Source organism: Plantactinospora mayteni (genome assembly GCF_016862935.1).
GTDB classification, from domain to species: Bacteria; Actinomycetota; Actinomycetes; order Mycobacteriales; family Micromonosporaceae; genus Plantactinospora; species Plantactinospora mayteni.
Genome location: NZ_BONX01000037.1, coordinates 1 through 11837 on the forward strand (window position 1 = coordinate 1; position 11837 = coordinate 11837).

9 protein-coding genes and 1 pseudogene are annotated in these 11837 nt (G+C 73.5%); 4 read left to right on the forward strand and 6 right to left on the reverse strand.

From position 1 onward, the window contains the following. Positions 1 to 275 (reverse strand): hypothetical protein (locus Pma05_RS27065; RefSeq protein WP_203860311.1); only part of this gene is annotated, 275 nt, incomplete at its 3' end. A 125-nt stretch (positions 276 to 400) separates the two neighbouring features. Between Pma05_RS27065 and Pma05_RS27070 the strand changes: the two are divergent. Together Pma05_RS27070 and Pma05_RS27075 are read left to right on the forward strand one after the other, a co-directional pair. Beyond that, a pseudogene (locus Pma05_RS27070) lies at positions 401 to 682 on the forward strand (hypothetical protein); the annotation flags it as partial. Positions 683 to 1212: 530 nt separating this feature from the next. Next, entirely contained in the window at positions 1213 to 2466 is a 1254-nt protein-coding gene (locus Pma05_RS27075; protein WP_203860312.1) for a phosphatidylserine decarboxylase, read from the forward strand. Positions 2467 to 2622: 156 nt separating this feature from the next. Here the strand turns inward: Pma05_RS27075 and Pma05_RS27080 are convergent, their stop codons facing one another. The 3 genes from Pma05_RS27080 to Pma05_RS27090 all read right to left on the reverse strand — a co-directional run bounded on the left by Pma05_RS27080 (position 2623) and on the right by Pma05_RS27090 (position 5899). Beyond that, positions 2623 to 3558 (reverse strand): CDP-alcohol phosphatidyltransferase family protein, encoded by a 936-nt coding sequence (locus Pma05_RS27080; RefSeq protein WP_203860317.1) that lies wholly within the window; start codon positions 3556 to 3558, stop codon positions 2623 to 2625. 380 nt (positions 3559 to 3938) lie between these two features. Beyond that, positions 3939 to 4868 (reverse strand): NUDIX hydrolase, encoded by a 930-nt coding sequence (locus Pma05_RS27085; protein WP_203860313.1) that lies wholly within the window; start codon positions 4866 to 4868, stop codon positions 3939 to 3941. 83 nt (positions 4869 to 4951) lie between these two features. Then, complete coding sequence (locus Pma05_RS27090; protein ID WP_203860314.1) at positions 4952 to 5899, reverse strand: NUDIX domain-containing protein; 948 nt, start codon at positions 5897 to 5899, stop codon at positions 4952 to 4954. Between the two features lie 166 nt (positions 5900 to 6065). Here Pma05_RS27090 and Pma05_RS44080 point away from each other — a divergent pair, with 166 nt between their 5' ends. Continuing rightward, entirely contained in the window at positions 6066 to 6728 is a 663-nt protein-coding gene (locus tag Pma05_RS44080) for a PspC domain-containing protein (RefSeq protein ID WP_372441567.1), read from the forward strand. Between the two features lie 7 nt (positions 6729 to 6735). Here Pma05_RS44080 and guaA read toward each other — a convergent pair whose 3' ends face one another. After that, positions 6736 to 8295, reverse strand: coding sequence for a glutamine-hydrolyzing GMP synthase (guaA, locus tag Pma05_RS27100; protein WP_203860315.1), 1560 nt, complete (start codon positions 8293 to 8295; stop codon positions 6736 to 6738). 294 nt (positions 8296 to 8589) lie between these two features. Continuing rightward, positions 8590 to 10455, reverse strand: coding sequence for an FAD-dependent oxidoreductase (locus Pma05_RS27105; RefSeq protein ID WP_203860316.1), 1866 nt, complete (start codon positions 10453 to 10455; stop codon positions 8590 to 8592). 211 nt (positions 10456 to 10666) lie between these two features. Between Pma05_RS27105 and Pma05_RS27110 the strand changes: the two genes are divergently transcribed. Next, positions 10667 to 11797, forward strand: a complete 1131-nt coding sequence (locus Pma05_RS27110) for an LCP family protein (RefSeq protein ID WP_203860318.1) — start codon at positions 10667 to 10669, stop codon at positions 11795 to 11797. Positions 11798 to 11837 lie beyond the last annotated feature (40 nt).

Here is an 11837-nt window from a genome sequence, read left to right on the forward strand (position 1 = left end):
CACCCAACCCGAGGCGGTGCTTGCTGAAGGGCCAGAGCGTAGCCACGCAACGTCTGCTGCTGGACGACCTGAGACCCGTCCCGCAACCACGACGAGCCGGCGCGGGCGGCGGTCAGCAGCTTCGACAGCTTGCCGAAGGTGGGTTTGCGGCCGGTCCTGTACTGGTGGACGGCCTCGTTCCACAGCCACCGACACCGCCCCCACTCAGCCAACAGCACGGCCTCCACGGTCGCGCCAGGGCGCAACCGGAAGGTATACCGCACCACCTCCTCCACACCCGCGAGCATCCCAGCCGCATCCGACAGTTCAGGCCCCGCAGAGGAGTCGACACCATGCCGACAACCAACAACCGCCTTTTCCTCCCCATGGCTGAAGCCAGCGGTTTCTCGGGCGGCTCTTGATGAAGGCGCACCGTACCGACGGGGTGTCGCTGACGTTCGCCCTGATCTTCCTCGGCGTCGCCACCTGGTGGCTGTTCGCGCAGCTGATGAACCTCACCCTGCCGGCCTTCGGCTGGCTGGTGGCCGCGGGTCTGATCGGGGTCGGCACGCTGGGCCTGGTCGGCGCGCTCCGGGCCAACCGGTCCGGGCGGCGGCCGGCGGCGACGGTACCGGCCGCGCCCGGCCCGGGATCCCCGGCCGTGCCGACCGGCACCGACCTCACCGACCTCGGCCCGGCCGACGCGCCCCTCGGGTCGCTTTTCGACCGGGACCCGACCGGCGACGCCGACCTGTACCGCACGACGGAGTTCGACCGGCCGACCGATTCGTTCGACCGGCCGACCGGCGATCCGTTCGAGCGGCCCACGGGCGGCACGGACGACCGGACGACGGGCGACCGGACGACGGGCGACACGGGCGACACGGGCGACCGGACGACCGGCGACACGTTCGAGCGGCCCACCGCCGAACTGTTCCCGCAGGCGCCCACCGAGTCCCTTCCCCCATCCACGAGCGGTGACGAGGACGGAACGGAGCCGGAGCGGCCGGCCGGGTACCGGCCCGGGGACGGCACCCCGGCGGACCGGCGCGACGAGCGGCCCACGTGACGCGACGAGCGGCCCGCACGATCAGTGCGACTCGGTCAGGGCGTGCCTAAACTGGCCGGCGGAGGTTCGCGCCTTCGCCGGCCACGTTCCATACCAGCGGCCGGGAACCGCTGCACCGCGTAGCCTGCGCCGCCCGTCCTGACCTCGCGAGGAGCCCGCCCGAGATGACCCAGTCCCCCGCCGTACGCGCCACCGGCCCAGGCCGTCCGGTCCGCGTCGGCGAGCGCGCCGCCCGCGTCCTCACCACCGAGATGGCCCGGCACCAGGGTCCGAAGACCACCCTGCTGGTCGGGGCCACCACCGACTCGTCCGTACTGGCCGTGGCGGTCGACGCACTGCTCCCCGGCGACGTACTCACCGTGGTGCCGGCGGACGCGCTCGCCGCCGACCAGCTCCGGGACCACGTCACGGCCCTCGGGCAGTGGACCGCCCAGCGGGTACGGGTCGCCGACTCGCTGGCCGAGGCGGACGCGGCGGACGTGGTGATCGCCGCGGAACCGCTGGCCGGCAGCGCCGAGGAAACCCGGACCGCGCTGGACGGACTCGCCAAGTACCTGACCGACGGTGGCGTGCTCAGCGTGCTGGTGCCGGCGCTGCCCGGCCGGGCCCCGGGCGCGGTCGGCGAACTCGAACGGCAGAGCGCGCTGTTCGGCGTCGGCACCGACCTCGTGCTGGTCAACCAGCCTCCGGTCCGCGCGCACCGGCTCCGGTTCACCCCGGCCGAGGTCTCGGTGGCGGCCCGGTTGGCGCCCGCCTACCGTACGTCGAGCATCCCGCTGACCCGCCAGATGCACATCGACTCCAACGGGGTCGCGGCGGCAGGTATCGCCCTCGGATTGGCCGCGCTCACCCGGGTCACCCGGCCGAAGTCCCGGCTCTGGCTGGTGCCCGCGCTGGCCGCCGGCCCGGTGGCCGCGTTCTTCCGGGACCCGGAGCGGGACATCCCGGACGACGAGTCGGCGGTGGTCGCCGCCGCCGACGGTCAGGTGCTCTCGGTGCAGCGGCTCCGGGACGAGCGCTTCGGCGACGGCGAGTTCCTCCGGGTCGCGGTCTTCCTCTCCGTCCTCGACGTGCACGTCAACCGCTCGCCGGTGGCCGGCAAGGTGGTCGACTACTTCGTCGCCGACGGCGGGTTCGCGGCCGCGATGAAACCGGACGCGGAGCACAACGTGGCCGCGTACACGGTGCTGGACACCGATCACGGCACCGTGGTGGTGGCCCAGCGGACCGGCCTGATCGCCCGGCGGATCGTGCAGCGGGCGCCGATCGGCGCGCTGCTGGCCCGGGGCGAACGGTTCGGCCTGATCCGGTTCGGCTCGCGCACCGACGTCTACCTGCCGGCCGACGTGGCCGAGCCGGTGGTCGGCCCGGGCGAGCGGGTCATCGGCGGATCCTCCGTGATCGCCCGCTGGCGCTGACAGACCGCTGGCGCTGACCAGAAGCGTGGCCCGGCCTCCCCGGCCGGGCCAGGCACCGAACGGACCGGCCCGGCTGCGACCCGCTCTCCCGGTCGAGCAGGGCCGAGGAGAAGAGGCCGGGCCAGGCGTCGGGCGGATCGGCCCGGCTGCGACGGGTCAGGCGGTACGGCGCTGGCGCCACCAGAGCAGCGGCCCGCTGACCAGGTAACCGACCACCAGGATCGCGAAGGTGAGCCGGATGTCGACCAGGGCACCGATCACCGGGGCCAGCCAGAGCCACGGCGGCAGCTTGATCAGGCGGGCCAGCTTGGCGTACGGGAAGCTGGAGACCATGGCGAAGGCGAGCAGCCCCACGCCGGCCACCTGTACCTCGCCGGAGACCGGCAGCCCGATCAGCACCGCCAGGGCGAGTACCGCCGCCGCCATCGTGGTCGGCACGCCGCAGAAGAACCGCCCGTCCTTCGGCGAGACGTTGAACCGGGCGAGCCGGATCGCCGCGCAGGCCGCGACGAGCGCGCAGGCCACCCCGGCCGCCGCGGTCGAGACCGAGCCCACCAGCGACGCGTAGACCACCACCGGGGCGGCGAGGCCGAACGAGCACATGTCGGCCAGCGAGTCCATCTGGGCACCGAACGGGCTGGCCACACCCATCTTGCGGGCCAGCGCCCCGTCGAGGCCGTCGAACGCCACGCAGGCGATCAGGCAGTATGCCGCGACCCGCACGTCGCCCTGCATCGCCTGAAAGATGGCGAGCAGCCCGAGCGTCAGGCTGGCCAGGGTGCAGGCGTTGACCACCGCGAACTTGATCCGGCGCAGCATGGTCCGCTCGCCGGGCAGCAGCGGGATCGCCATCGCCGGGCCGGGGGCGTCGACCGGGTCGGCCGGGCCGACGGCCGGGCTCACCGGGACGGCAGCCTCGATCTCGGCGGCGGTCAGCCGGCCTACGCCGTACGGGGCGAGCGGGGCGGAGTCCTCGGGGAAGAGGCGGTCGGGCCGTACGAGCGCGGTGGGGCTGGCCTCGTCCAGGTCGTGATCCCGGCGTCCCACCCGGACCAGCAACACCTGCCGGGCGAACGTGCCGCTGCGGCGCAGCCGCCCCGCCCAGCGACGCCCTGCCGGGCGCGGGCTGTCCGACGTACGACGCCGACGCCATGGGGCTCTCGGCACGTTTCCTCCATCACCGGGTCAACTCGTCCGCCACCGTGGCGGCGCCCGCCCAAGCGCCATCGGGCGCCGGGACTCCTTGGCCGGCAACCAATTGCGGCCTACACCATCGCACAGGCGGCAGGGATTGGCGATAGCTACCTAAGGGGTATTTCCCCCGAACCGCCCGAGGCGCTCAGACCTCCCCATCCCGGGACGCTATCCCCCGGTCGGCAGGTCCGTCGGCCCGCCTGCAACTCTAACCGAACCAGTCACAACCATCGTTTCGACAGAGATTTTCGCGTTCCGTTCCCGGCCCGACGCCCGCCCTACACCAGGGACAACGCCGCGTCCACCACCTCGGTACGCGGCAGCTCCGCCACGTCCGCCGGTGAGAACCAGCCGGCGGTCTCGGTCGAGCCACCCACCGCCTCGGTCACCTTCGCCTCGGTCGGCGCGTCGACCTCGACCCGGTAGATCACCCGCACCGCGTGCCAGTCCAGCGGCCGGCCCTCGGGGCCGAACTCGGCGGTGTTGTGCCGGTGCGACACGTGCAGCAGTCCGGTCACCCGGCCGAGCTGTCCGGTCTCCTCGACCAGCTCCCGCAGCAGCGCGCTGACCGGCTGCTCGCCGTGGTCCGTACCGCCGCCGGGCAGGTGCCACCGGCCGGCGCCGGGAAAGCCGGTCGCGATCCGGGCCAGCAGGATCCGGCCGGTGGGATCGGTGGCCAGCCCGTACGCCGCGAAACGCTGACGCCGGTCGACCGGTGCCGGGCGAACGGCCTCCTCCGGTGCGGACCCGGGCCCGTCCGGCGCGGGTGCGGCGCCCTCCGGCAGCGGGTCCACCGGGCGGCCGAGCAGCTCGGCGGTGAACGGCATCAGGGCCAGCCCGGCCAGCTCGTCCAGGGCGATCCAGGCGACCTCGTCGGTGCCGCCGTCCGCCTCGGCGCGCAGCGTGCCGCCGGTCGGTACGACGTCGTAGACGATCCGGTCGGTGTGCTCGGCCACCGGCCCGTCCACGCCGGCCAGCCGGACCACGTCGGCGACTACCGCCCGGAGTCCGGTCACCGCGACGGTCAGCCCGGTCTCCTCGACGAACTCGCGGTGCACCGCCGTCCTCGGGTGTTCCCCGTGCTCGACGCCGCCCCCCGGCAGTTGCCAGACGCCGGGGAAGGGTGAGGTCGCGGACCCCCTGGCGAGCAGTACCGACTCACCGTCCCGACACAGCCCGTACGCCCCGATCCGCCGTTGCCGTCGCACCGCCGACCCCCTTCCCCCGTGCCGCACCGATCATGCCGGTCGGCACGGCAGCCGGCACGGGCGGGTCGGGAAGCGGGTGCCGGTCAGCCCAGCCGGGCCGCCTGGACGGCCTCGGCGGTCACCTCGGTCAACCGGTCCACCGGGAGCGCCTCGAACTCCTCCCGGCCGAACCAGCGGGCCTCGGAGGTGGAGCCGCCGACGTCACCGACGGTCGGCGGGGCGGGCGAGTCGACGACCACCCGGTAGAAGGCGCGTACGCCGTGCCAGTCGATCGGATAGCCCTCGGGGCCGAGCGAGGCGGCGTCCCGGTGGCTCGCCACCCCGATCAGCTCTACCAGCCGGCCGGACTGGCCGGTCTCCTCGACGAGTTCCCGGATCAGTGCCGCGCCCGGCTGCTCGCCGTAGTCGGTACCGCCGCCGGGCAGGTGCCAGCAGCCCGCCCCGGGATAGCCGTCGGCGACCCGGGTCAGCAGCACCCGGCCGTCCGGGTCGGTGGCGACCGCGTACGCCGCGAAGCGCTGGGCCCGGTGCAGCCCGTCCGGCCCGGGTACGGCGTGGAAGGACGGGAACTCCGGCGCTTCCTCCGGCCGCAGGTCGATCGGCCCGCTCGGCAGGCCGAGGGCGCGCGCGGTGAACGGCCGCAGCAGCAGCTTCTCGGCCTCTTCCACGGTGTGCCACCGGGCCAGGTCGGTCGACTGGCCGACCCGGTCGCAGAGCGTGCCGCCCCGCACGGAGACCCGGTAGAGCAGGCGGTCGGTGTGGATCGTGACGCCACGGTGCGGCAGCGATCTCATGTCGGCGAGGACGTCCCGAAGACCGACGACGGAGACGGAGAGGCCGGTCTCGGCGGCTGTCTCGCGGACGACGGTGTGGTTCGGGTCCTCGCCGTGGTCGACGGCGCCGCCGGGCAGCGACCAGACACCGGGCGTCCCGGACCGGGAGGAGGCCCGGACCAGGAGCACGCGGTCGGTTGAATCGGTGCAAATCGCGTACGCGGCGATCTTGCGGATCGGTTCCAGCGCGGGGGTCACAGGACCAAATTCTCCCTTGATCGTCCGACCCGGCCACAAAAAGAGTCGGATTCCTGACAGTTGCCCCGACTGTCGGGAAGGCGGTGGCGCCGGTCAGGGGAGCGTCAGGGTCGCTATCCGGGCGGTCACCGAGGACACGGCGGCCGTACCGATGGACCGTGGAGACATGACGCAGATACCACTTACCCAGCCCCCGTACAAGCAGCTCCGTCGGCCGACCACCGACCGGATGATCGCCGGCGTGGCCAGCGGACTTGGCCGCTACTTCAACGTCGACCCCACCCTGGTCCGGGTGGCCTTCGCCGCGGTCGCCGTCTTCACCGGCGGGCTCGGCCTGCTGGCGTACCCGGTGCTCTGGTTCCTGATGCCGGAGGAGCCGGCCGACGCCCCCGCCTGGCCGCACCCGGCGCCCGGCGCCGGCCCGGTCTGGCCGCCGAACTGGCCGACGGGTACGCCGACCACTCCGCCCACCCGCACGCCGACCACTCCGTACCCCGGTATGCCGGCCACGCCGCCCACCGCCCCGGCGGCTCCTACCGCTCCGGCCGGCGCTCCCGCCGCTGCTACCGCTCCGGCCGGCGCACCGACGATCCCGGTCGGGCGGACGGAGACGGACGCGACCGCCCCGACGGCTCCCGCGACCGGATCGGCGGCCACGGCCGGCCAGGCGGAGACAGACACGACTGCCCCGACGGCTCCCGCGACCGGATCGGCGGCCACGGCCGGGCGGACGGAGACGGACGCGACCGCTCCGGGCGGACGGGCCGGCGCGGACGAGCCGACGGAGGCGTTCGGCGACAACCCGCCGAACCCGCGCTATCCGGCCTGAACCGGGGTCACTCCCACTCGATGGTGCCCGGCGGCTTGCTCGTCACGTCGAGCACCACCCGGTTGACCTCGGCGACCTCGTTGGTGATCCGGGTCGAGATCCGGGCGATGACGTCGTACGGCAGGCGGGACCAGTCCGCCGTCATCGCGTCGGAACTCGACACCGGCCGGAGCACCACCGGGTGCCCGTAACTGCGTCCGTCACCCTGCACCCCGACGCTGCGTACGTCGGCGAGCAGCACCACCGGGAACTGCCAGACGTCCCGGTCGAGACCGGCGGCGGTGAGTTCCTCCCGGGCGATCAGATCCGCCGCCCGGAGCAGGTCGAGCCGCTGCCGGTCCACCGCCCCGATGATCCGGATCGCCAGGCCGGGGCCGGGAAACGGGTGCCGCCAGACCATCGCCTCGGGCAGTCCCAGCGCCAGGCCGAGTTGGCGTACCTCGTCCTTGAAGAGCGTGCGCAGCGGCTCGACCAGCGAGAACTTCAGATCCTCCGGCAGGCCGCCGACGTTGTGGTGCGACTTGATGTTGGCGGTACCGGTGCCGCCGCCGGACTCCACCACGTCGGGATAGAGGGTGCCCTGCACCAGGAACTCGACGTCGCCGCTGGCGGCCACCTCCCGGGCCGCCGCCTCGAAGACCCGGATGAACTCCCGACCGATGATCTTGCGCTTCTGCTCCGGGTCGGTCACCCCGGCCAGCGCACCGAGGAACCGGTCGGCCGCGTCGACCACCTTGAGTTTGATCCCGGTGGCCGCGACGTAGTCCTTCTCCACCTGCTCGGCCTCGCCGGCCCGGAGCAGGCCATGATCGACGAAGACGCAGGTGAGCTGGTCCCCGACGGCCTGGTGCACCAGCGCGGCGGCCACCGCCGAGTCGACCCCGCCGGAGAGGCCGCAGATGACCTCCTTGTCGCCGACCCGGGAGCGGATCTCGGCGATCTGGTCGGAGATGATGTTCTCCGGGGTCCAGGTCGGCGCGATCCCCGCCACGTCGTAGAGGAAGCGCTCCAGCATCCGCTGGCCCTGCTCGGTGTGCCCCACCTCGGGGTGGAACTGGGTACCGACCCGGCGGCCGGCGAGATCCTCGAAGGCCGCCACCGGTGCCCCGGGGGACTCGGCGGTCACGGTGAACCCGTCCGGCGCCTCCGTCACACAGTCACCGTGGCTCATCCAGACGGACAGCTCGGCCGGAAGGTCCCGGAGCAGGGCGGTCCCGGTCGCGTCGGGTCGGGTCCGCAGGGTGGTGCCGCCGTACTCCCGGCCGCCGGTGTGCGCCACGGTGCCGCCGAGGGCCCGGGCCATCGCCTGGAAGCCGTAGCAGATGCCGAAGACCGGCACGCCGCTGTCGAAGAGCTTCGGGTCGACCTGCGGGGCGCCGGGCGCGTAGACGCTGGCCGGGCCGCCGGAGAGGATGATCGCGGCCGGATCCCTGGCCAGCATCTCGGCCACCGGCATCGAGTGCGGGACGATCTCCGAGTAGACCCGGGCCTCCCGGACGCGACGGGCGATGAGCTGGGCGTACTGGGCTCCGAAGTCCACCACCAGGACCGGACGCGGCGTGTTCATGTGTATGGAGCCTACCCAGCGCCTCCCCCGACCCGGAAACTGCCGCGACACCGTGTCCGGGCGGAACGTGGGCCGGTGACGGGATGCTCCTGTCGTGGGCGGGGTCGGGCCTCGGCGGGGAGGGCGAGCGCCCGTGGGAGGGGTGGGGTCGACGGGAGGGCGAGCGCCGTCGTGGGAGGGGTCGGGGGGCCGGATCACCCGCTCTGGGCGGTCAGGCTTGATCCCGACGCGGGCGATCCGGCCCCCGACCCCGACCCGGTCGGCCTGGTTGATCAGCGCGAGGCCGTGGGTGGGTCACCAGCGGAGCGCGGCCGGGGCGTCGGCGGGGACCGCCGGGTGGCGTGGTGGCACCGGCGCGATCCGGGTGTACGCGGTGCCGAGCGGCGGGCGGGGGTCCGGGTCGGCGCGGTTCGGCCAGTACGAGACCGCCCGTTCCGCCTGGGCGGCGATGGTCAGCGACGGGTTCACCCCGAGGTTGGCCGAGACCGCCGCCCCGTCCAGCACGTGCAGCCCCGGGTGCCCGAAGACCCGGTGGTACGGATCGACCACCCCGTCGGCGGCGGTGGCCCCGATCACCGCCCCGCCGAGCAGGTGCGCGGTGACCGGCATGTCGAACGGCTCGGTCACCGACCCACCGGGGATGCCGCCGACCTGCTCGGCGAGCAGCCGGACGGCCTGGTTGCCGGCCGGGATCCAGGTCGGGTTGGCGGCGCCGTGGCCGGTGGTGGTGGCCAGCCGTCGCCAGCCGAGCCGGGTGCGGGAGTAGTGCACGGTCAGCGAGTTGTCGAGCGACTGCATGACCAGCGCGATCACGGTACGCCGGGACCAGTCCCGGACCGAGAGCAGCGGCAGGTAGGTCAGCGGTCGGCGGGCCAGGATGCCGAGCCAGCGTCGGATCCGGCGCGGACCGCCGTCGACCAGGGCCGATTGGAGCAGTCCCATCAGGTTGGCACCGTGGCCGTACCGGACCGGCTCGACGTGGGTCTCCGGGTCGGGGTGGAAGGAGCTGGTGATCGCCACCCCGTCGGTGAAGTCGACGCCGTCCCGGCGGGCGGCCCGCAGCGGCACCGTGGCGCCGAGGATCGCCTCCGAGTTGGTCCGGGTCAGCGCGCCGAGCCGGGGCGAGAGGTGCGGCAGCGCCCCGGTGGCGCGCATCCGGTGCAGGAGCCGCTGGGTCTGCAACGCGCCGGCCGCGAAGACCACCTGACCGGCCCGGATTCGCTGCCGGTGCCGGATCGGCCAGGCTCCGGTGCGTACCGTCTCGATCTCGTAGCCGGTGCCCGACGGCGCCGGCCGGACCGCGGTCGCCGTGGTCAGCGGGCGGACCTCGGCGCCGAGCCGCTCGGCCAGCCAGAGGTAGTTCTTGACCAGGCTGTTCTTGGCGCCGTGCCGGCAGCCGGTCATGCATGCGCCGCAGTGCAGGCAGCCGGTCCGCTCCGGCCCGACCCCGCCGAAGTAGGGGTCCGGCGCCCGCTCCCCCGGCCGGCCCAGGTAGACCCCGACCGGGGTGGCGGTGAAGGTGTGCCCGACCCCCATCCGGTCGGCCACCGCCCGCATCGCCCGGTCCGCCGAGGTCTCCTTCGGGTACGTCGTGACGCCGAGCATCCGTTTCGCCTGGTCGTAGTGGGGGGCGAGTTCGGCCCGCCAGTCGGTGACGTCCCGCCACTGTGGATCGGCGTAGAACCCGGGCAGTGGTTCGTAGAGCGTGTTCGCGTAGACCAGCGAGCCGCCCCCGACGCCGGCACCGGAGAGCACCAGTACCTTCGCCGGGGCCGTGCCGCCGCGCCGTGCCCCGGAGGCACGGCGGCCGGCGGAGCGGAGCAGGGTCATCCGCTGGATGCCGTAGCAGCGCAGCGCGGGTGCCCAGAGGAACCGGCGGATCCGCCAGGAGGTCTCCGGCAACTCGTGGTCGGCGAACCGCCGCCCCGCCTCCAGGACGAGGACCGAGTAGCCCTTCTCGACCAGGCGCAGCGCCGCCACACTGCCGCCGAAGCCGGAACCGATGACCACGACGTCGACGTCGACCGCGGCGTCGGCGTCGGCGTCGGCGTCGGCGTCGGCGTCGGCGTCGGGGGCGGTGGTGGCAGGGACGGTGGTGGGAGTGGGGACGGCGGGCGAGTCGGTGCCGTCGGTGGGATCGGTGCCGGCGGTTTGCCCCATCTGACCATCATTACCGAGCGGTAGCTACCGCACCAGGCCGGAACTGCGCCATCATTCCTGCTGCCGCGCTTCCGGCGGTGCAACGTCGGCGGGCCGACGATGCGTCTCAAGTAACGGCCGGTCCTGGCAGATCGCACGGCCGAGGGGAAGTGGACGCGTGGCAGAACACGGGGAAAGCGCTACCGGCGTACCCGGAAACGGCGACGGGCCGGTGCCCGGCGACGGCGGCAGGCCGAAACGGCGCCGGATCGTCTGGCTCGGCGCGATCGTCGCGGTCGCGGTGCTGCTGGCCGGTACGGCGTACGCGGCCGAGCGCTTCTGGGCAGGCGGCTCCGATCCGGCTCCGGCGGCCCGACCCAGTACCCCGGCACCGACCTCGGCCGCGCCGTCGCCCACGCCGAGCCCGACCCCGGAGCCCGGTGCCGACATCGAGGGACCGCTCAACCTGCTGCTGGTCGGCGTCGACACCCGGGTCAGCAAACCGGACTGGGAACCGCACGCCGACGCGGTGCTGATCCTGCACGTCACGAAGGAACTCGACCGGGCCTACCTGTTCGCCCTCCCCCGCGACCTGGTGGTCGACATCCCGCGCTTCCCCAAGGCGAACTTTCCCGGCGAGCGGACGAAACTCACCCACGCGATGAGCTACGGCAGCCGGGTGCCAGGGAAGAACAAGCGCCCGAGCAGCACGCAGGGCTTCCAACTGCTCTCCGCGACGGTGAGCGCGTACACCGGGATCAAGCGGTTCGACGCGGGTGCGGTGCTCACCTTCGGCGGCTTCGACAACCTGGTCGACGCCCTCGGCGGGGTACAGCTCTACGTCGACCAGCGGGTGGTCTCGCAGCACCGGGAACCGGACGGTACGCACCGCGAACTGCGCGGCGGCGGTTACGTCGGACCGCAGATGGTCTACGAGAAGGGCCGCCGGACGATGACCGGCTGGCAGGCGCTGGACTACGCCCGGCAGCGCTACACGGCCGGTGGCGCGTACACCCGGCAGCGGCACCAGCAGCAGCTCATCAAGGCGATGCTGGTGAAGATCCTCGGCCAGGACCTGGCCCGGCACCCCGAACGGGTACGCCAGGTGGTCGGCTCGCTCGGCGACGCGCTGACCTTCACCAGCGGCAGCGGTTCCGACATCGTCGACTTCGGATACGCGCTGAGCCGGCTCCGCCCCGAGACGATGACCCTGGTGGCGCTGCCGGGCAGCGGAGTCGGCCGGGGCAGCGACTACCGGGGTGAACAGCTCACCTCGGTCGGCCGGAAGTTCATCACCGAGCTGCGGGCCGGCCGGGCCGACGCGTATCTGGCGGCCAACCCGAAGCTCGTGATCAAGACTTGACCATCCAGGGGCGCAACCGTTTCGTTAGCTCTGCTACGGC